Source organism: Stenotrophomonas sp. STEN020, from assembly GCF_056760195.1.
Map to the genome: position 1 here is coordinate 1 of NZ_JBRREI010000023.1, position 20,984 is coordinate 20,984.

The window sequence follows — 20,984 nt, forward strand, 5'->3', positions numbered from 1 at the left end:
CCCCCCCCCCCCCCCCACTACAGGTACTGGGCCGAACCTTTTACTGCAGCAGCGAGCGCAGCATCCACGCATACTTCTCATGGATCTGCAGGCGCTGGGTCAGCAGGTCCTCGCTGGGGGCGTCGTCGGCGTCATCGGCCTGGTCCAGCACCTTGCGTGCGGTCCGGCAGACCGCTTCGTTGCCGATCACCAGCTGGCGCACCATCTCGCGCCAATCAGCGCTGTCATTCAGGCCCGGTTCCTCGGCAATCGATGTCAGTGCGGCGAATTCGCGGTAGGAACCCGGCGCATTGAAGCCCAATGCGCGGATGCGCTCGGCAATCTCGTCCAGGGCGTTCCACTGCTCGGTGTACTGGTCCATGAACATGTTGTGCAGCGAGTTGAACATCGACCCGGTGACGTTCCAATGGAAATTGTGGGTCTTCAGGTACAGCGTGTAGGAATCGGCAAGGAAGTGTGAAAGGCCGTCGGCGACCTTCTTGCGATCCGAGTCCTTGATCCCGATATCTACGGCAGGTGCCGAGGGTGCGGCGGCTGCCAGTTTTTTCTTGCCGATTTCCGTCTTGGTGACGGCTGCTGCTGCGGCCTGCTTCTTCTTGCCGGCTTCTGGTTTGCTGCTGTTCTTGGCCTTGGCCATGACGCTTTTCTCCTTGGCGGGTTGAATGGCTTCACAATAGCGCTCTGGGCACCATACCTGTATTTCAAGTTTTGACGTTGAACGATTGATGAGCGCTATCGAAAAAGACCTGTCCGCGCGCTTGCGCGCCGCCCGCCCCGCCATTGACGGGGCGATGAGCCGTGACCGTGGGCGCCTGTTGGGGCTGCTGTCACGCTGGCAGGGCAAGCCCGCGGACGCAGCGGCCGAGCAGGCCTTCCAGCAGCAGCTGCAGCGCTCGTACACGCAGCGCCAGCAGCGCGCCGCGCGGCCGATCGCCATCACTATGGACGAAGCCCTGCCAATCGCGCGTGAGGCCGAGCTGATCAGCGGCCTTATCCGGGCCCACCAGGTGGTGGTCATCGCTGGCGAAACCGGTTCCGGCAAGACCACCCAGCTGCCCAAGCTGTGCCTGGCCGCTGGTCGCGGTGAGGCCGGCATGATCGGCTGCACCCAGCCGCGCCGTATCGCCGCCCGTGCGGTGGCTGCGCGTGTGGCCGAGGAACTGCAGACCGAGCTGGGCACGGTGGTCGGCTACCAGGTGCGTTTCACCGACAAGGTCGGTGAAGACAGCCGCATCAAGTTCATGACCGACGGCATCCTGCTGGCCGAGATTGCCTCGGACCGCTGGCTGTCGCGTTACGACACCTTGATTATCGACGAGGCGCACGAACGCAGCCTCAACATCGACTTCCTGCTGGGTTATCTGAAGCAGCTGCTGCGCAAGCGCCCGGACCTGAAGTTGATCGTGACCTCGGCCACCATCGATACCGAGCGTTTCTCGCTCCACTTCGACAATGCGCCGGTGGTCAATGTCGAAGGCCGAACCTATCCGGTGGAGGTACGCTACCGGCCGCTGGAAGAAATGGGCAAGAGCGCCGACAGCGCTGCCGCACCAGCGCGAGGCAAGCGTGTGGAAGCGGACAGCGAATCGGCGATGGATCCGGTCTCGGCCATTGTCGCTGCCGTCGATGAAATCACCCGCAGCGATGCGCGCGGTGATGTATTGATCTTCCTGCCGGGTGAGCGCGAGATCCGCGATACCCACCAAGCCCTGGAACGGCGCAAATACCGCGAAACAGAAGTGCTGCCGCTGTATGCGCGCTTGTCGGCCAAGGACCAGGACCGGGTATTCAATCCCGGCCCGAAGCGGCGCGTGGTGCTGACCACCAACGTCGCCGAAACCTCGCTGACCGTACCGCGCATCCGCTATGTGGTTGATCCTGGCTATGCGCGGGTCAAACGCTACAGCCCGCGGCAGAAGCTCGATCGCCTGCATATCGAGCCGATTTCGCAAGCCAGCGCCAACCAGCGCAAGGGCCGCTGCGGTCGTATCTCCGAGGGTGTGTGTTACCGGCTGTATTCGGAGGCGGACTTCCTGAGCCGGTCGGAGTTCACCGATCCGGAAATCCGCCGTTCCTCGTTGTCCGGCGTGATCCTGCGCATGCTGCAGTTGGGCCTGGGCAAGATCGACGAATTCCCGTTCCTGGAAGCACCAGACGAACGTGCGGTAGCCGACGGCTGGCAACAGCTGGCCGAGCTCGGTGCCATCAACGAGGAGCGCAAGCTCACCGACATCGGCCGGCAGATGGCTCGTCTGCCGGTGGACGTGAAACTTGGGCGCATGTTGGTTGCCGCGCACAAAGGCGGTTGCCTGCGCGAGATGCTGGTGATTGCGTCCTTCCTCGGCATCCAGGACCCGCGCGAGCGGCCGCCGGAAGCGCGCGAAGCGGCTGACAACGCGCATGCCTTGTTTGCCGATGCGCGCTCCGAATTCATCGGCATTCTGCGGTTGTGGAATGCCTACCGTGATGCCCACGAAGACCTCACCCAGTCCAAGCTGCGCGACTGGTGCGGGCGCCATTTCCTCGGTTTCCTGCGCATGCGCGAATGGCGTGAACTGCATCGCCAGCTACGCCTGTTGTGCGAGGAGTTGGGCTGGGCGATGGGCGAGGACGAGACCTTCAGCAAGGCGTTGTTGTCGGCGCCACCGGCCTTGCCGGCAGGTGGTGATGTAGAGGCAAAGCGCAAGGCTACGCGTGGCGAGCAGCACAAGGCTGCGCGGCTGGCGCGCGAGGGAGCAAAACCGGGGTCAGAGTCGGGTTCCCCCGTTGTTCCTTCCGTGTCTGGGAAAAATACGAGGAAACTCGACTCTGACCCCGGTTTTTCCTCCATCCCCGACAAAGTACGCATAGCGGCCTATCAGACCCTGCACCGTGCGGTGCTGGCTGGCCTGCCGACCCAGATCGGCCATCGCACCGAGAAGGGCGACTTCCAGGCCCCGCGTCAGCGTCGTTTCCATCTGTTCCCGGGTTCTGCCCTGGCCAAGCGACCACCGCCGTGGGTGCTCAGTGCCACGCTGCTGGATACGGCGCGGGTATGGGGCATGACCAATGCCTCGATCGAGCCGGACTGGGTGATTGCCGAGCTGCCGCATCTGCTGGCGCGCAAGCACTTCGACCCACATTGGTCGCGTGCCCAGGGCCAGGTGTTGGCCTCCGAGCAGATCAGTCTGTTCGGCCTGGTGCTGGCACCGAAAAAGCCAGTGCATTACGGCAGAATCAACCCCGGCGAAGCCCACGACATCTTCGTGCGTCAGGCGTTGGTGACCGGCGAAATCAACACCCGCGCTGGTTTTGTGGCCGACAACATGAAGCTGCTGGAGCAGGCGCGCGAAGAGGAAGCCAAGCTGCGCCGCGCCGGCATCGTTGCCGATGAGGATTGGCAGGCGCGCTGGTATCTGGATCGGGTGCCTTCGCATATCCATTCGGCCAATCTGCTCGATGGCTGGTGGAAGGCCTTGCCGCCGGAACAACGCCGCAGCCTGCATTGGTCGCTGACCGATCTGTTGCCGGGCGAGGGCAGTGAACAGGATCGTTACCCGAAGTATTTCCCGTTGGGCGATGCGCGGCTGGCGATGCATTACCGATTTGAGCCGGGCAGCGAGGAGGATGGCGTCACGCTCGATGTACCGCTGCATCTGCTCAATGCGCTGGACCCGGCGCGGCTGTCGTGGCTTGCGCCCGGCTTTGTCGCGGACAAGGCCTCGGCCTTGATCCGCAGTCTGCCCAAGGCGATGCGCCGCAACTATGTGCCGGCGCCGGACTTTGGTCGCGCATTTGCGGAAGCCTGGGCGCAGCCGTCGGCTGATGACATCCGTGGCGAGCTGGCGCGCTTCCTGTCCAAGGCTACCGGTGCGATGGTCGCGGCCACGGATTTCGACGTCGAGTCGCTGGACCCGCATCTGCGCATGAATCTGCGGCTGTTTGAAGTGACATCTGCTAACGCAACACGTGGAAAGTCGTCTGCTTCCGGCGAGAACGACGGCATGAAGCTGCTCGCCATGTCGCGTGACCTGGATGCACTGCGTGCCCGTTTTGGTGAGCGCGCCGGCAGCGCGTTTGCAGCACGTGCAGGCGCGGCCCTGGCTGCCGAGGGGCTGCGCGAGTTTCCGACTACTGCCATTCCCGAGCAGGTTCCGGGTGAAGCCGGGGTGCCGGCCTATCCGGCGCTGGTCGATACCGGCGAGGCCGCTGCGCTGCGGATCTTTGCCGACCGGAATGAAGCCGCCTTGGCGCATCCGCAGGGCGTACGCCGCCTGCTGGAGATCGCCTTGGCCGACAAGCTCAAGCAGGCACGCAAGCAGCTGCCGGTGTCGCCAAAGACCGGCCTGTTGTATGCGTCCATCGAATCGCAGGAACGGCTGCGTGGCGATCTGGTCGATGCCGCGGTGAACGCGGTATTGGCGGATGGGCTGGAAGCGATACGCACACCAGAAGCCTTCCAGCAACGCGTTGCCGACGCCGGTAAGCGCCTGTTCGGCGAGGCGATGGAGCGGCTCAAACTGGCCGAAAGCATCCTCGGTCTGACCGGCGAGCTGAAGCCGCAGCTGGAGTCGCCGCTGATGGGCTGGGCACGCGGCAATCTTGACGATATGCAGGCGCAGTTGGCCGGTCTGGTGCATGCCGGTTTTCTACGCGAGACCCCGGCCGATGCGTTGGCGCAGTTCCCGCGCTATCTGAAGGCGATGATCCTGCGTGCCGAGCGCGCGAAGCGTGATCCACCACGTGATCAGGCGCGCATGCTGGAGCTCAAGCCCTTCGTTGATGCCTTGCAGGAAGCGCGTGTGCAGGGTCTGGCGCAGCGCCCACAATGGGCGGCCTTGCGCTGGGATATCGAGGAGTTGCGGGTGTCGTTGTTCGCCCAGGAGCTGGGCTTCCGTTCCGGAATCTCGGCCAAGAAGCTGGCGCAGCGGGTGGCTGCGCTACGCAGCTGATCGCAGCTGCGTTCAGCGCGCGGCGGCAGCACCTGGGCGGTGCTGCTGGACGCAGGCGCGACGGGCGGTGTTCATCTGCGCGTGGGCGCTTGCGTGTTCGCGGCTGATGGCCTGGCGGAAGGTTGCCATCCGTTCCCGCAAGGCCTTGCTGCGTTGTGCATCCTGGGCTGCGGCGAGCTGTTCGTTGAGCATGCCCATCTGCTGCTGCAGGGTGCCGACACGGTCATTGGAAGAGCCATAGATGGACGCAGTGGCTGTGCTGATGCAGCTGCGCTCAGCGTCGCGTGCTCGTGCCAGCTCCTCGCTGTTGGCTGGCGCTGTTGCCGGTTCACCATCGCCTGCGCCTCCGTGCTCGCCCTCGGAGACTGCCGGTTGCTGCGGCGCCGGAGCTGAAACCGCTGATTCACGCAGCTTCATCGGCTCGGCGCGGGCATCGCAGGGATGCTCGGAATACACGGTTTCACCGGACTTGCCTTTGCATTTGTATACCTGTGCGGCTGCGCTGACGGGCAGTATCAGTAACAGCAGGGTCAGAACGAATATGCGCATGGCGAAGGCAGGCTCACAGGCTGAAGAAGAACATGGGGAACGTCTGCCCAGGCTGATGCGGCCGGGGCAGGGTAGGTGCGGTTACTTGGTACGGCGGACCTTGGCACGGGTATTGAGCCCGTCGATCTGCAGGTACCACACGTTCATCATGCCGGGAGTGATGCGTACCTTTGGATCCTGTTTGCGCATACCGCCAGCGCTGGTGTCATCGGTCTGTTCCCAGACCTGGCCGTTGTCCAGTGTGTACTGGCGGCCCTTGCCGAAACCGCGGAATTCACCTGCCAGCACAGCTTCGATCGGATCTTGGGAGCCGAAGGCAAAAAAACCGCGGTTCTTGACGATCACTTCCTGGCGGCCTTCTTCGCGCGCCTGTTCCACGGCGACGCTGGCAGCCTGTGCCACCTTGCCCTGCAGCCAGTTGTTGAGTGTGACCAGCTCTTCGGGGCTGAGCTTGTTCAAGCCGGCGGCATTGAATTCCGCGGCGGACATCTGCTGCTGCAGATCCCCCTGTACCACGCGCTGGGCGTGTGCATCGGTGAATGGGTACGACGACAAAGCGGTGGCGGCAAGCAGGACAGCAAGGCGGGGCAGCTTCATGAACATTGTTCCCAGAGAGGGTGGGCGCTAGTGTAGGGGCATCCGCCCGTAATTGAATGCTGTGAACAGTTCCCCCACCCCCGGTCTGGAAGCGCTGCTGCAGCGCGCCTCAACCCGTGCCCTGTCCGAGCCGCTGCGTCAGGCCTTGCTGGCCTGCTGGCAGCAGGCCGACACGGATGTATCGCCGCGCCTGTCCTGGCCGGTACTTGCCGACACCCTGGATTCGCTGGCGCTGCTGTCCGCCGATGAAAGTGTGATCGCCGCCGCCCTGCTGTTCGATCTGCCGGGATTGCGCGCGCGCGTGGCCGAGTTGCCGCTGGGGCCAAGTGCCACGGCGGTGAACGGGCTGCTGGACGGGCAGGAGGCTGCCGATCAGGTGTGGGCGCTGCATGCCGGGCGCGAGGCCGGCCGCAACAGCGAAGGCCTGCGCAGGCTGCTGCTGGCTATCATCCATGACCTGCGGGTGGTGCCTATCCTGCTGTCGCGGCAATTGGCCTGCATGCGTGCGGCCGACAAGCTGCCAGCCGAAGAGCGCCGCGCGCTGGCCCAGCTGACCCGCGACATCCACGCACCGCTGGCCAACCGGCTGGGTATCTGGCAGTTGAAGTGGGAGCTGGAGGACTTGGCATTCCGCTTCCTCGAGCCGGAAACCTACCGCCATATTGCCCGGGAGGTCGACGAGACCCGCATCGCCCGTGAGCGCTATGTGGAGGCGGTGAAGAAGAAATTGTCGGCGGCCTTGGCCGAGCAGGGCATCCGTGGCGAAGTCAGCGGCCGGCCCAAGCACATCTACAGCATCTGGCGAAAAATGCAGAAAAAGCAGCTGGCCTTCGAGCAGCTGTACGACCTGCGTGCGGTGCGGGTGATGGTCGATGACGTTGGCGCCTGCTACGCCACGCTGGGCGTGGTGCATGCGCTGTGGACGCCGATTCCCAGCGAGTTCGACGATTACATCGCGCGCCCCAAGGCCAATGACTACCGCTCGTTGCACACAGCGGTGATCGGCCCGGAAGGGCGCACCATCGAAGTCCAGATCCGCACCCATGAAATGCATGCGCAGGCCGAGCTGGGCGTGGCCGCGCACTGGAAGTACAAGGAGGGTGGCAAGGGCGCGGAGAAGTCCTTCGACCGCAAGATCACCTGGATGCGCCAGCTGCTGGAGCAGGCGCAGGAGCCGGGCAGCGCGGATGATCTGGCCGGCGCGCTGGATGCCGAGCTGATCGAGGACCGGGTCTATGCGCTGAGCCCCAAGGGCGAGGTGATGGACCTGCCGGCGGGCGCCACGCCGCTGGATTTCGCCTACCACGTGCACACCATGGTCGGGCACCGCTGCCGCGGGGCCAAGATCAACGGCCGCATCGTGCCGCTGACCTACCGTCTGCGCAGCGGCGACCGCGTCGAGATCCTCACCGGCAAGGAGGCTGACCCCAGGCGCGACTGGTTGCTGGTGTCCAACGGCTTCCTGGCCAGTGGGCGTTCGCGTGAGAAGGTACGCAACTGGTTCCACAAGCTTGACCGTGCCCGCAACGTGCAGGCCGGCCGCGAGCTGTTGGACCGTGAACTGAAGCGATTGGGCCTGCAGCATTCGGACCTGATGGTGGCGGCGCGCAAATTCCACGCCGACAGCGTCGACGATCTTTACATCCAGGTTGCGCTCGGCGATACCGGCCCCAACCAGGTCAGCCGCGCGCTGCTGGAAGCCGAAAAAGCCGCCTCACAGCCGGCAGTACCGGCACTGCCACGGCCGACCGCGCGCCGCGGCAGCATCGGCAAGTCCGACTTCACCGTGCAGGGTGTTGGCAATCTGCTGGTGCAGTTGGCACGTTGCTGCCAGCCGGTGGCCGGCGAGCCGATCACCGGCTATCTCACCCGCACCCGTGGCGTCACCGTGCACCGCATGGACTGCGCGTCGCTGGCACGCTTGTCGGCCGCCCATCCGGAACGGGTATTGCCGGTGGAATGGGGGCGTACCGGCACCGGCTATGAGGTGGACGTGATGGTGCGCGCGGTTGACCGGCGCTGGTTGTTGAAGGACATCACCAACCTGATCGCGCAGGAAGACGCCTATGTGCTGGAGATCAACAGCGACAACCTGCGCGAGAGCGGACGCATCCAGTTGCGCCTGCGCTTGAAGGTAAGTGACTACGGCCAGCTGTCCACCCTGCTCGGAAAACTCGACGCCTTGCCCGGCGTAGACGATGCGCGAAGGCTGGGATAGGTAAGCTTGGCGCATGGAGAACTGGCATCAGCGCGGCCAACAGGGATTGGAGACATTCGGCGACAAGCTGCGGCTGTACGGGCGCTGGTGGGTGGCGCGTGGCTGGAACAGCCCGCGCGCCTGGCGTTCGATAGCCATCGGCGTAGCCGCCTTGGCACTGATATTGGCGTTGTTCCGGCAACCGCTGGCTGACTGGTTGTGGCCGGAAACCAAGATCCAGCAACTGCTCGATGACGGCCGCCAGGCGCTGCGCGAGGGGCGCTTGAGTGCCGCCGATGGTCGCGGTGCGCGTGAGTTGTTCGAAGCCGCCGCCGCGCTGGACCCGGACCGCAGTGATGTACAGAACGCGCTGGTGCAGACCGCGCAGGCGGCGCTTGCACAGGCGCGCAGGCAGTTGGCGGCAGGGGATCGCGAAGCTGCCGCGAGCAGCCTGGCGTTGGCGCGGCAGCTGCAGGCACCTTCCGCTGAGATTGATCTGCTCGCGGCCAAACTGCAGCATGCGGTACGCGGGCATGACGGGATCGAGCAGCTGTTGCAGCAGGCCGAGGCAGCGCAGGCGCAGGGCCGCCTGGATGATGCGCCGGACGCCGCCCTGCCGCTGTACCAGCGCGTGTTGGCATTGCAACCGGACAAGATGCAGGCGCTGGAAGGGCGCGATGAAGTGCTGTCTGACCTGCTGACCCAGGCAACCCGCGCCGCAGACCGCGGTGATCTGGCCGCAGCGGCGGCCTTGCTGCAGCGGGTGGAGCGCTATGACGCCGGTCACGCCAATCTGCCGGCGGTCAAGGCAGTGATGAATGCCGCGTTGGAGCAACGACGCCAGCAGGGCGAGCGTGATCTGGCGCGCGGTCGCCTGCAGCGTGCAGCCGATGCATTCCAACAGGTGCTGGCGGCGGGTGAGGATCCGGCCGCACGCCAAGGTCTGCAGCGCATTGCCCATGCCCAGGTGCAGGAAGCACTGCGGTTGGCGGCCGATTTCCAGTTTGAGCCAGCCGAGCGCGCCCTGCAGCATGCGCGCGAGTTGGCGCCCGACAGCGCCGAACTGAGCGCCGCTGAGCAGGTATTGCAGCGCACCCGTCAGGCCCGGCAATCGATGGAGGTGCCGGTCAGCGCCGCCGAGCGCGAGCGCCGCTTGAAGGCGCTGCTCAAACAGCTGGACGAAGCCGAGGCCCGCCAGCAATGGTTGCTGCCGCCGGGCAGCAGTGCCTACGACCGCTTCAAGGCGGCGCAGGCGCTGGCACCGCAGGACCCACGAGTCAAACGCGCGGCGGCAAGGATACTTCCGGCCGCGCGTACCTGTCTGGACGACAACCTGCGCGGCAATCGGCTGCGCGCAGCGCGTACCTGTCTGGATGCCTGGCAGGCACTTGCCCCGACCGATCCGGCATTGGCACCGGCGCGACGTCGCTTGGCGCAGCGCTGGATTGCGGTTGGCAGCGAACGCTTGGGAGGCGGCGACACCGCCTTTGCTCAACAGGCGCTGCTGCAGGCGCGTGAAATCGATCCGGCGACGCCGGAGATCGCAAGCTTCAACGAACGTGTCCGCAACGCCCTGCGTTGATTTTTGCAGGTGCCGGGCCGCTATATGAGCCTGGTAGAGCCGAGCCATGCTCGGCTGAGGCTTTCCCGGTAACGCTCCAACGCAGCATGGCTGCGTTCCACTGATGGTCCGGGTGGCTGCCTTCAGCGCACCAGCACGCGCAACACCTGCGCAAGCTTCTTGACCGCAACTTCAAGTTCATCGGGCGTATGCGCGGCGAATCCCATCAGGAAGCCTGCGGTCGCTTGTTCGCTGCAGGCGTGCAGTCCGCTCAGCCCAAGCAGATCGATCCCGGCGCGGCGCGCTGCATCAATGGCCTTCTGCTCGGGTAAATCGCGGATGAAAACGCAGGGCATCTGCATGCCGCCATCGGGCACACGCGGCTCCACGAAGTCCTTCAGATGCCTGCGCACCAGCTTCGCCAGCACATCCCGACGCTCGCAATAGATCGCGCGCATGGCCCGCACATGTGCACCGAAATGCCCGCCTTCCATGAAGCGCGCCAGTGTCAGCTGCGGGATCGGCGCGCTATGCCCATCCAGCAAGGTGCGTGCGGTGGTCATCGGCGCAACCAACTGGCTCGGCAATACCATGAAGCCGATGCGTAGGCCGGGGAACAGCGACTTGGTGAAGGTGCCGATATAGATAGTGCGCTGGTGCGCATCCAGTCCCTGCACGCAGGCCATCGGCCTGCCTGCGTAATGGAATTCGCTGTCGTAGTCGTCCTCGATGATCCAGGCCTGCTGTTGTCTGGCCCATTCAATGATCTGCAGCCGTCGTTCCAGTGCCAGCGTCGCGCCGCTGGGGAACTGGTGCGAGGGCGTCAGGAACGCTGCCCGTGCGGGCTGCCGCGCGTCGCGCAGCACGTCCACGCGTATGCCGTCGGCATCCACCGGTATGGGTGCACAGTCCAGGCCGGCGGCATCAAATGCCTTGCGCGCGCCGTGATAGGCGGGATCCTCGATGAAGATGCGCTCGCCGGGATCGAGCAGCACGGTCGCGCACAGGGTCAAGGCCTGCTGTGAGCTGGTCACCACCAGCACCCGTTCCGGGCTGGCGTGGGCGCCCCGTTCCAGGTTGACGTAGTCGGCGATTGCCTTGCGCAGTGGTGCCATGCCCTGTGGCGGACTGTGCAACAGGGCTGCGCTGCCCCATTCCTTCAATACCTGGCGTTGCAGCCGCTCCCAGGTGGCAATTGGAAAGTTGCGGGTCTCCGGCACGCCGGGGACGAAAGCGCGCGGCGCTAGGAACTCGCGCACTCCCCCATTGCGGTACATGGCAGCGCCGCGCTGACTCAGCCGCAACGGCTGTTGCGTAGTGCTGGTGCGCAATGCGGTGCCGCGCCCGCCGAGGCGGCGTGCGCCCTCGGCGACGAAGCTGCCACTGCCAACCCTGCGTTCGATGAAGCCTTCGGCATGCAATTGGCTGTAGGCCGCTTCGACTGTATCGCGCGACACAGCCAACGACGCTGCCAGGGTGCGTGAGGCCGGTAGCGGTCTGCTCACATCCAGGGCGCCGTCGAGGATCAGCTGGCGTACCGCGCGCTGGATGCGGACATGCAGTGGCAGGTTGCGTTGTGCCGGGTCGACGACCCAGGCCTTCACCGATTCAAGTTGCGCGTGCCTGAACAATTGGTCTGGCCTATATGCCGAAAGTGGTGGGAGCGATCAGGCCATTCTAGGCCTATAAAAACGGACCCGCCCCGCCGGTCTGCGCCAGCCACCAGGAGCCCGAACTTCGCCATGCCGTCCGCTGCTGCTTCCTCCCGGGCCATGCGCCCGGCCGACCTGATCCATCCAATCGTCGCCGGGCTGGTCTCGGTCATCGTCAACTACGGCGGCACCTTCATCCTGGTGTTCCAGGCAGCCAAGGTAGCCGGGCTAAGCCCCGAGCTGACCGCGTCCTGGGTATGGTCGCTGTCGATTGGTGTTGGCGTCAGCGGCCTGTTGCTGAGCTGGTTGAGCCGCGAACCGATCATCACCGCGTGGTCCACGCCTGCCGCAGCCTTTCTGGTGACTGCGCTGGCGACAACGCCGCACAACGAAGCGATCGGTGCTTATCTGGTTTCGGCCGCTGCCTTCGTGGTGCTTGGCCTGTCGGGCTGGTTCGATCGGCTGATCCGGCTGATTCCTGCCGGGGTGGCCGCCGGTCTGCTGGCCGGCATCCTGTTGCAGTTCGGCACGCGTGCGTTTGCCGGGCTTGCGGTTGATTCGCTACTGGTAGGCCTGTTGATCGTGGCCTACCTGCTGTTGAAGCGCTTCAGTGCGCGCTATGCCATTGTCGGCATCCTGTTGTTGGGGCTTGCGTTCCTGTGGGTGCAAGGTCGGCTGGATCTGTCGGCGCTGTCGCTGCAGCTGGCCAAACCGGTTCTGACCACGCCGGTGTTCTCGTTCAATGCGCTGCTCAGCGTGGCGCTGCCGTTGTTCCTGATCACCCTGACCGGCCAATACATGCCCGGCATGCTGGTGCTGCGCAACGACGGCTTCAAGACCAGCGCCAATCCAATCGTGGCGGTCACCGGACTGGGCTCCCTGCTGATGGCACCGTTCGGTTCGCATGCTTTCAACATCGCTGCGATAACGGCGGCAATCGCGACCGGACGCGAAGCGCATGCAGACCCTTCGCGGCGCTGGATTGCCGGGGTTGCCGCGGGCCTGTGCTACATCCTGGTCGGGGTGTTCGGGGTGACCTTGGCCGCGGTGTTCATGGCACTGCCGGCGCCCTTCATTGCCACCCTGGCTGGGCTGGCACTGCTGGGCACGATAGGCGGCAGCCTGGCGACGGCGCTGGCCGAGCCGCGCACGCGCGAAGCGGCACTGATCACTTTCCTTGCGGCCGCCGCCAACATCAGCTTGCTCGGCATCGGTGGCGCGTTCTGGGGGCTGCTTATCGGTTTGCTGGCGCATGCCTTGCTGCATGGGAGCTGGTCGCCGCGAAACCAGCCAGCGCCCGCCAACAGCAACAAACAGGAGCAGGCCAATGGCTGATTCGTCATCAACCCAGACCCAACACGCTCAGCATGGGCGCTATCCACAGGCAGCGACGGTGGATGATTTTCGCTACAACCTGGCCGCGGTGCGGGCGCGGATGGACGCCGCCTGCCTGCGCGTTGGCCGCGATCCTGCGCAGGTGCGTCTGCTGCCGGTCAGCAAAACCAAACCCGAAGCCAGCCTGCGCCTGGCCCATGCCGCAGGCTGTCGCATGCTTGGCGAAAACAAAGTACAGGAGGCTGCAGGAAAATGGCAGGCAATGCAGGACTTGGACGACCTGCAATGGTCGATCATCGGTCATCTGCAGACCAACAAGGCAAAGCTCGTGGCGCGCTTCGCCAGCGAGTTCCAGGCGCTGGACAGCCTGCGCCTGGCCGAAGCGTTGGAACGACGGCTGCAGGTTGAAGGTCGTTCGCTGGATGTCTACGTGCAGGTCAATACCTCGGGCGAGGCCAGCAAGTACGGACTGGCGCCGGATGCCGTGGCCGCGTATCTGCGGGCGCTGGGTGCCTATCCGGCGTTGCGCGTGCGTGGCCTGATGACGCTGGCGGTGTTCTCGGCCGAGGCCGCGCGTGTGCGCCGCTGCTTCGTGCAGCTGCGCGAACTGCGCGATCGATTGCGGCAGGACACAACTGTTGGTGATGCGTTGAATGAATTGTCGATGGGCATGTCCGGCGATTTCGAGATCGCGATAGAAGAAGGTGCCACCGTGGTGCGCGTCGGTCAGGCGATATTCGGTGCGCGGCCGCTTCCAGACAGCTACTACTGGCCAAATGACGGCGTGGCTGCGGAGACAGGGCAATGAAAGCGGCCCTTGCCATACGTCATCTGCATTTTGAGGACCTCGGCAGCTTGCACTCGCTGTTGCACGAGCGCGGCTACAGCGTGCGCTATCTGGAGGCAGCCAGCGATGATCTGCACATCCAGGAGGAACCCGACCTGCTGGTCGTGCTAGGCGGGCCGATAGCTGCATTCGACGAGCGCGAGTATCCATTTCTGCTTGATGAACTTGCATTGATCCAGCGGCAACTGCAGCGCAGGTTGCCGCTGTTGGGCATATGCCTCGGTGCACAACTGATCGCACGCGCACTGGGTGCGGAGGTTGCCAGCATGGGTTTGAAAGAAATCGGTTTCGCGCCGTTGACGCTGACCGCGCAGGGCAGCACATCACCACTGGCTGCGTTGGCGCAGGTGCCGGTGCTGCATTGGCATGGCGATCGCTTCGAGATTCCCGAGGGAGCGACGCTTCTGGCCGGGACGATGTTGTGCGCGAACCAGGCATTCAGCGTGGGTGAGCATGTGCTTGCGCTGCAGTGCCATCTGGAAGCATTGCCGCAGCAGATCGAACAGTGGCTGGTTGGACATGCCTGTGAGCTTGCCCAGGCCGGTATCGATCCTTGTGTACTGCGCAGGCAGGCCCAGGCAGCAGCATCGAGCTTGCCACGGGCAGCACAGGCGGTATTTGGCGCGTGGCTGGATGCGCTGCCGGCCGATAGCGGAGTCGAGCACTCCACCGAACAACTCAAGCACAGGAGCAACTGCCATGTATGACACATCCAACGATCTGGCCGACTTCGATCCCGAGCTGGCGTCGGCGCTGCAGGCCGAACAGCAGCGCCAGCATGATCATGTCGAACTGATCGCCTCGGAGAACTATGCCAGTCCGCTGGTGATGGCCATCCAGGATTCGGTGTTCACCAACAAGTATGCCGAGGGCTACCCCGGCAAGCGCTACTACAGCGGCTGTGAGAACGTGGACGTGGCCGAGCTGCTGGCGCTGGAGCGGGTCAAGCAGCTGTTCGACTGCGACTACGCCAATGTGCAGCCGCATGCAGGTGCACAGGCCAATGCGGCGGTGTTCCTGGCCCTGGCCAATCCGGGTGACACGGTTATGGGCATGAACCTTGCGCAGGGCGGACATCTGACCCACGGCAACCCATCCAACTTTTCCGGTCGTCACTACCGGATCGTGCCGTACGGGCTTGATCCGCGCAGCGGCCTGATCGACTACGACGAGATGGAGCGCATCGCGATGCAGAGCAGGCCGAAGTTGCTGATCGGTGGCTTCTCAGCATACTCACGGCACAAGGATTGGGCACGTATGCGTGCGATCGCCGACAAGGTCGGTGCACTGTTCTGGGTGGATATGGCACACGTAGCCGGACTGGTTGCGGCCGGCGAATATCCGGATCCGTTGCCGCATGCACACGTGGTGACCAGCACCACCCACAAGACCCTGCGCGGGCCGCGTGGCGGCATCATCCTCAGCAAGGGGCAGGATGCGGAGTTCAACAAGCGGCTGGACTCGGCTGTATTCCCGGGTATCCAGGGCGGGCCGCTGATGCATGTGATCGCGGCCAAGGCGATCGCCTTCAAGGAGGCGCTGCAGCCGGAGTTCAAGACCTACCAGCGGCAGGTAATCAGCAATGCGCGGGCGATGGCGGCGGTGCTGCAGCGGCGTGGTTACCGCATCGTCTCCGGCGGCACCGACAACCACCTGATGCTGATCGACCTGTCCAGCAAACCGTTTACCGGCAAGGAAGCGGATGCCGCGCTGGCGCGTGCCTGGATCACCACCAACAAGAATTCGGTGCCCAATGACCCGCGTTCGCCATTCGTTACATCAGGCGTGCGCATCGGCACACCTGCAGTAACCACGCGCGGCTTTGGTATCGTCGAATGCGAGCAGTTGGCCGGTCTGCTTGCCGACGTGCTCGACGGCCTGGAAGCGGGCAGGCTTGAGAAGGTCACCGAAGAGGTGCGTGAGCAGGTGTCTGCGCTATGTCGGCGCTATCCGGTGTATGGCTGAAGCCGGTTGCTGCACACGTCGACGAGTGTTGAGCGGCTGAACTGGACGATCAGCGCGCGCAGTTTTTGCGTGCGCTGGCGTCTGGTGCAGATCACTGTGCAACGCGCGCTACGGATTGAGGAACACACGCTGCACGGCGAGACGCGCAGCATCCATGGAGAAGTGCCTGGCGATATTGGCCAAGCCGTTTTCCGACAGACGCTGCCATAGCGCTGCATCGTCATACAGACGCAGTACCGCTGCGGCGAAGGCCTGGGTGCCGTCCGCGACCAGTACGTCCTGGCCGTCATGCAGGTGCATGCCTTCCACGCCACAGGTGGTGGCCACAACTGGCTGGCCGTGGGCCATGCTCAGGTTGACCTTGCCCTTGACCCCGGCACCGAAGCGCAGCGGCGCAACCGCAACGCGCATGCCGGTCATGAACGGCACCACATCCGGTACATAACCATGCACCTTTACGCCGGGGCTGCCGGCAGCCAGCGCATGGATGCTGTCGGGCACATCGGCGCCGATGCAATGGAAGCAGATCTCCGGACGCTGCGCGTGGATCAGCGGGAATACTTCGCCGATGAACCAGGTCATCGCATCCAGGTTTGGCGGATGGCGGAAACCGCCGACGAAGACCAGGTCATGCCGCTGTGCCCAACCTTCGCCAGCGCCCGCAACTTCGTGCAGGTTGGAGATCAGCTCCACACGTACCTGCGGTGCGTCGGTCGCCAGCTGTTCTTTTTCGGCAGCGCTGACAAGCAAGGTCACATCGGTGGCCGCCATCACCGCCAGTTCACTGGCGCGGGTGCGTTCTGCGCTGCGCAGCAGGCGCTGGTCGCGGGCCAGTTCGGCACCACGGCGTTCACGCAGGTAGTGCAGGTCGACGGTGTCGAATACGGTCCGCGCCTGCGGAGCAAACTGCTTCAGCAAGGGCAGGCATTCGTTGGCAACGTGGTAGCGGACCAGCATGACCACGGCGAAGCGCTTGCCGTTGTCGCGCAGCCAGCTGCCGACGCGGTCGAGGAAGGGTGCATGCCAGACTTCCACGCCCATGGCCTGCAGGGCTTCGCTGGCCGCGCTGGCGGGTTCGCCGCGGGTGGGCAGGAACACCACATGCGCGCCTTCTGCCAGCAGCATGCGGATCAGGTTGAACTGGCGCAGTGAGGCCGAGTCGCGGTCGGGCTGTGGCAGGCACTCATCGATGATCAGGATCTGTCGCTGGCGGCGATGCAGCAGGGCAGGTGACGGTACGCTGCCTGCTGCCGGCTGCGCGGCAAGTGCGTCCTGCCAGACCTTGGCGAACACCGCTTGATTGCGGACCTGGTAGGCCTTGACTCCCGTGCTGGTGTCGGTGCCATTGCTGGTGCCCTCGTCGTGCACGACACGGCTGGCGGGTTGTACCAGCACGCGGCGTCCAGCGGCGCGCACCTTGAAGGCCAGATCGGTGTCTTCGTAGTAGGCCGGTGCATACAGGCTGTCCAGCCCGCCCAGTTCTTCAAACAATAGTCTTGGTATGGCTAGCACTGCGCCGGAACAATAGTCGGCATCACGTAGTGCGCTGTAGCGGGGATCCTCGGCCGATTCAAAGCGGCCGTAGCTCCAGCAACTGCCATCGGCGAAGACCACGCCGCCGGATTCCTGCAGGCGGCCATCCGGATACAGCAGCTGGGCCCCGACCAGACCCGCGTTGGGCACGCGGGCGAAGGTCTCCAGCAGCGCATCCAGCCAGCCGGGCTGGGGAATGGTGTCGTTGTTGAGCAGCACCACATAGTCGCCGCGACTGAGTCGCAGGCCATCGTTGCAGGCGGCAATGAAGCCACCGTTGTGCGCCCGCAGGTGGTAGCGCAGCCCATCGATCTGCTGCATCCAGGCGCGGGTGCTGTCGCTGCTGCCGTCATCGATTACCAGGATCTCGCAGCTGGCGGCGGGCGGATGCGCGGCCAGGGCGCGCAGGCAGGCCAGCGTATGTGCGCAATGGTTGTAGACCGGAATGACGATGCTGGCCGTTGGGCGCTCGCTGCTGGGCACGCTGAACGGTGCAAACGGGGCGCTGGCAGGGAAGTACAGCGGCTCGCGCTGAGCGGGCGGCTGGCGGCGGGTATGCACGCCAACCCGGTGCAGGGTTGCTCGCCAGCCGCGGGTGCGAAGGCTGGCCAGGCCCCGGCGGACCAGGCCGATGATGCGATTGACGGCGTAGCGCGCATCGGCCAGCGAAATCGACATTCCTTTGGAACTCCAGCTTAAGCAGGGGACTGACAGTCAACGCCCCCGGGGATGCGGCTGCGTTAGACTCATTACAAACCACATTCTCGCATCCCTGTGCCACGACGCCACGATTCCGACCAGTTCGACGACGATACCGACGGCAACAGCCCTGTGTGGCGGAGCCGCTTGATCACCTGGGGATTGGCCGCAGCCGCATTGGGGCTGGGCTTCATGATCCCCTATACGTTGTACCTGAACAGTCAGGTCAGCCAGCGTTTTGGTGAGCTGCGTTGGCAGATCCCGACCCGCGTCTATGCGCGGCCGTTGGTGCTCAGCCCGGGTACGGCGATGAACGCCAATACGCTGAAAACAGAGTTGGCGGCCTCTGGCTACCGCGATGATGGCACCGGCAACAGTCCCGGCACCTATAAGGCGCAGGGCGGCAGCTTCACCATTTCCAGCCGTGGCTACGTCGATGTGGACGGTAATGTCGCGGCCAAAAAGGTGGATGTGGTCGTCTCCGGCGGGCAGGTGGCCTCAGTGCGCGATGCCGGCAGCCGCAAGGCGCTGAAGGCAGCGCGGCTGGACCCGGCACGTATCGCCACCTTGTACGGGCAGAAGCAGGAAGAACGTCGGCTGGTACGGGTTGGTGAAGTTCCCGAGCTGCTGGTCACCGGCCTGCAGGCAGTGGAAGACAAGGACTTTGCCCGTCATCACGGCATCGATCTGAGCGGTATCGCGCGCGCGGTGTGGGTGACCATCCGTACCGGCGGCGAGACCAAGCAGGGCGCCAGCACCTTGACCCAGCAGCTGGCCCGCAGCGGCCTGCTCGGCATCGGCAAGGAACAGACGATCACCCGCAAGTTCAACGAGGTGTTGTACGCGCTGATCATGGAAGCGCGCTACGACAAGTCCACCATCCTTGAGGCCTACCTCAACCAGGTCTACCTGGGCCAGCGCGGCAAGCAGGCCATCCATGGGGTCTCCTCCGGTGCCGAGTTCTGGTTTGGCCGTGACCTCAATTCGCTGAGCAGCGAGCAGATTGCGTTGCTGATCGGCCTGGTCAAGGGTCCGTCGTTCTACGACCCGCGGCGCAATCCCGAGAATGCGCTGGATCGCCGCAATTTCGTGCTGGGAAAGCTGCACGAGAACAAATTGATTGACGACGCCGAGTATCAGCGTGCCCTCAAGGCGCCGTTGGGCGTGTCCAAGACCGCAGGTATCGCTGCGGCCAACCGCTTCCCTGCCTATGTGGATCTGGTGCGTCGCCAGCTGGGTAACGACTACCCGGAAAACGTGCTGCAAGGCGCCGGTTTGAATGTCTTCACCGGTATGTCGCCGTCGGCCCAGGCCTATGCCGAGGGCGCGGTGGCGCACACCATCAAGGCGCTGGAGAACAAGCGTCGCCCGGAGCTGCAGACTGGTCTGGTGGTGACTGACGTGCACAACGGTGATGTGCTGGCCGTGGTCGGCAGCCGTGATGTGTCCGAACCCGGTTTCAACCGCGCCATCGACGCGCAGCGGCAGGTTGGTTCGCTGCTCAAGCCTTTTGTTTACCTGCTGGCATTGGCGCAGCCGGATCGTTACTCGCTGGCCAGCTGGGTCGATGATTCACCGGTGACCGTCAAGCTCAGTCGCGGTCGCAACTGGACGCCGGGCAATGCCGACAACCGCAGTCACGGCACGGTGCGCTTGATCGATGCCCTGGCCCGTTCCTATAACCAGGCCACGGTCCGCGTTGGCATGCAGGTCGGTCCGGAACGGCTGACCCAGCTGATGAATGTGTTGGCCGGGCTCAAGGCCGAGTCCAATCCGGCGGTGATTCTCGGTTCCACCGACCAGAGTCCGTACGGCATGACCCAGCTGTACCAATTCCTCGCCTCCGGCGGTGAGATCCAGCCGCTGCATGCGGTGCGTGGCGTGGTCGATGCGCAGGGCAAGCTGCTCAAACGCTATGACAAAAGTCCGGCACCGGCACAGGAGGGCGACTCGATCGCCGCCAACCTGATCAGCGTCGGCCTGCAACAAGTGGTCTCCAGCGGTACTGCCTCTGGTTTGAACGCCGATGGACTGTCGCGGCTGCAGGCCGCTGGCAAGACCGGTACCTCCAACGACGGCCGTGACAGCTGGTACGCCGGTTATACCGGCGATCATCTGGCGGTGATCTGGATGGGCAACGACCAGAACGAGCAGACCGGTTTGTTTGGTGCTTCCGGTGCGATGCGGGTGTGGTCGGGCATCTTCCGCAACCTGCCGAGCAAGGCCTTGCATGTGAACAACAAGGGTCTGGACTGGCAGTACGTGGAAGCAGCAGGCAGCAATGCCACCGACGAATCCTGCCCGGGCGCACGTCGCTTCCCGTTCGTGGTCGGCTATGCACCGCAATACGTGCCCTGTGCGGTGCCCGCCGAAGTGCCGTTGGAAGAGGGTGCCGAGGGTGCGCAGGAGCAATCCGGCGGCGGCTGGCGTGGTTGGCTGGGTCTGGACCGCAAGGAACCTGAACCAGCTGCGGCCCCCGCTGCGCAGACGCCTGCGCGATAATCCCGCCCATGAATACCAAGTCTTTGATCCGCTACACGCTGCTTGCTGCCGCAGCTTCCCTGTCTCTTGCAGGCTGCGTAAGCGCACCACCGGCAGCAAAGCCGGCGGTGGTGGACAACACCACGCCGGCACAGCGTTTGGCTGCGGTGGATGCCATCGCCGGTGTCGATGACACCGAGCTGTCAGTACAGCCACTGCGTGATGCGCAGGTTGAGGATCTGCGCCAGACCGCCATCGCCAAGCGCAAGGCCGGTGACTTGGCCGGCGCAGCCGAAGCCTTGAACGAAGCACTGCTGCAGGTGACCGATGACCCGGGCATCCTGCAGGAACGCGCCGAAATCGCTCTGCTGCAGGCTGATTGGCAGCGTGCCGAGACCTTGGCCAAGAAGGCCGTGGATCTGGGCTCGCGCACCGGTCCGCTGTGCCGTCGCCACTGGGCCACCATCGAACAATCGCGACTGGCCCGTGCCGAGAAAGAGAATGCCGTCTCCGCGCATGCGCAGATTGAAGGTTGCACGGTGCCGGGGATCAAGCGTTTTTGATTTGTGTTGGGAGTTGGGAATAGGGAATGGACGATCCTGATCGCTGGGCGAAGTTGCACTTCGTCATTGCCATG

14 protein-coding genes are annotated in these 20,984 nt (G+C 64.4%); 9 read left to right on the forward strand and 5 right to left on the reverse strand.

Annotated elements, in window-relative coordinates; genetic code table 11:
• Positions 1-40: 40 nt before the first annotated feature.
• A complete protein-coding gene (locus ACVOLZ_RS11395; protein ID WP_481516235.1) occupies positions 41-637 on the reverse strand; it encodes a Dps family protein in 597 nt (198 codons plus the stop codon).
• Positions 638-725: 88 nt separating this feature from the next.
• Here ACVOLZ_RS11395 and hrpA point away from each other — a divergent pair, with 88 nt between their 5' ends.
• Complete coding sequence (gene hrpA / locus ACVOLZ_RS11400; protein WP_481516236.1) at positions 726-4,931, forward strand: ATP-dependent RNA helicase HrpA; 4,206 nt, start codon at positions 726-728, stop codon at positions 4,929-4,931.
• A 12-nt stretch (positions 4,932-4,943) separates the two neighbouring features.
• On the opposite strand, the gene ACVOLZ_RS11405 is transcribed toward hrpA, so the two are convergent.
• Complete coding sequence (locus ACVOLZ_RS11405; protein WP_481516237.1) at positions 4,944-5,480, reverse strand: DUF4124 domain-containing protein; 537 nt, start codon at positions 5,478-5,480, stop codon at positions 4,944-4,946.
• Positions 5,481-5,561: 81 nt separating this feature from the next.
• Entirely contained in the window at positions 5,562-6,077 is a 516-nt protein-coding gene (locus tag ACVOLZ_RS11410) for a hypothetical protein (protein ID WP_481516238.1), read from the reverse strand.
• A gap of 61 nt (positions 6,078-6,138) precedes the next feature.
• On the opposite strand from ACVOLZ_RS11410, the gene ACVOLZ_RS11415 reads away from it, so the two are divergent.
• Together ACVOLZ_RS11415 and ACVOLZ_RS11420 are read left to right on the forward strand one after the other, a co-directional pair.
• Positions 6,139-8,295 (forward strand): RelA/SpoT family protein, encoded by a 2,157-nt coding sequence (locus tag ACVOLZ_RS11415; protein ID WP_481516239.1) that lies wholly within the window; start codon positions 6,139-6,141, stop codon positions 8,293-8,295.
• Between the two features lie 13 nt (positions 8,296-8,308).
• Positions 8,309-9,856, forward strand: a complete 1,548-nt coding sequence (locus ACVOLZ_RS11420) for a hypothetical protein (RefSeq protein WP_481516240.1) — start codon at positions 8,309-8,311, stop codon at positions 9,854-9,856.
• Between the two features lie 122 nt (positions 9,857-9,978).
• Here ACVOLZ_RS11420 and pdxR read toward each other — a convergent pair whose 3' ends face one another.
• A complete protein-coding gene (gene pdxR, locus ACVOLZ_RS11425) occupies positions 9,979-11,439 on the reverse strand; it encodes a MocR-like pyridoxine biosynthesis transcription factor PdxR (RefSeq protein ID WP_481516241.1) in 1,461 nt (486 codons plus the stop codon).
• Between the two features lie 138 nt (positions 11,440-11,577).
• Here pdxR and ACVOLZ_RS11430 point away from each other — a divergent pair, with 138 nt between their 5' ends.
• From ACVOLZ_RS11430 to glyA, 4 genes are read left to right on the forward strand one after another with little or no spacing between them, the layout of a single operon-like run.
• Positions 11,578-12,822 (forward strand): benzoate/H(+) symporter BenE family transporter, encoded by a 1,245-nt coding sequence (locus ACVOLZ_RS11430; protein WP_481516242.1) that lies wholly within the window; start codon positions 11,578-11,580, stop codon positions 12,820-12,822.
• Positions 12,815-13,630 (forward strand): YggS family pyridoxal phosphate-dependent enzyme, encoded by an 816-nt coding sequence (locus ACVOLZ_RS11435; RefSeq protein WP_481516243.1) that lies wholly within the window; start codon positions 12,815-12,817, stop codon positions 13,628-13,630. The genes ACVOLZ_RS11430 and ACVOLZ_RS11435 overlap by 8 nt, the downstream gene beginning before the upstream one ends.
• The gene (locus ACVOLZ_RS11440; RefSeq protein WP_481516244.1) at positions 13,627-14,376 is read left to right on the forward strand and encodes a glutamine amidotransferase; all 750 of its coding nucleotides are present in this window, start codon (positions 13,627-13,629) and stop codon (positions 14,374-14,376) included. The genes ACVOLZ_RS11435 and ACVOLZ_RS11440 overlap by 4 nt, the downstream gene beginning before the upstream one ends.
• Entirely contained in the window at positions 14,369-15,634 is a 1,266-nt protein-coding gene (gene glyA / locus ACVOLZ_RS11445) for a serine hydroxymethyltransferase (protein ID WP_481516245.1), read from the forward strand. Before ACVOLZ_RS11440 ends, glyA begins: the two co-directional genes overlap by 8 nt.
• Before the next feature lie 108 nt (positions 15,635-15,742).
• Here the strand turns inward: glyA and ACVOLZ_RS11450 are convergent, their stop codons facing one another.
• Positions 15,743-17,845 (reverse strand): glycosyltransferase, encoded by a 2,103-nt coding sequence (locus ACVOLZ_RS11450; RefSeq protein WP_481516246.1) that lies wholly within the window; start codon positions 17,843-17,845, stop codon positions 15,743-15,745.
• Positions 17,846-17,941: 96 nt separating this feature from the next.
• Between ACVOLZ_RS11450 and mrcB the strand changes: the two genes are divergently transcribed.
• Both mrcB and ACVOLZ_RS11460 read left to right on the forward strand, forming a co-directional pair.
• Positions 17,942-20,368, forward strand: a complete 2,427-nt coding sequence (mrcB, locus tag ACVOLZ_RS11455) for a penicillin-binding protein 1B (RefSeq protein ID WP_481516247.1) — start codon at positions 17,942-17,944, stop codon at positions 20,366-20,368.
• 8 nt (positions 20,369-20,376) lie between these two features.
• Positions 20,377-20,910 (forward strand): tetratricopeptide repeat protein, encoded by a 534-nt coding sequence (locus ACVOLZ_RS11460; RefSeq protein WP_481516248.1) that lies wholly within the window; start codon positions 20,377-20,379, stop codon positions 20,908-20,910.
• Positions 20,911-20,984: the final 74 nt, after the last annotated feature.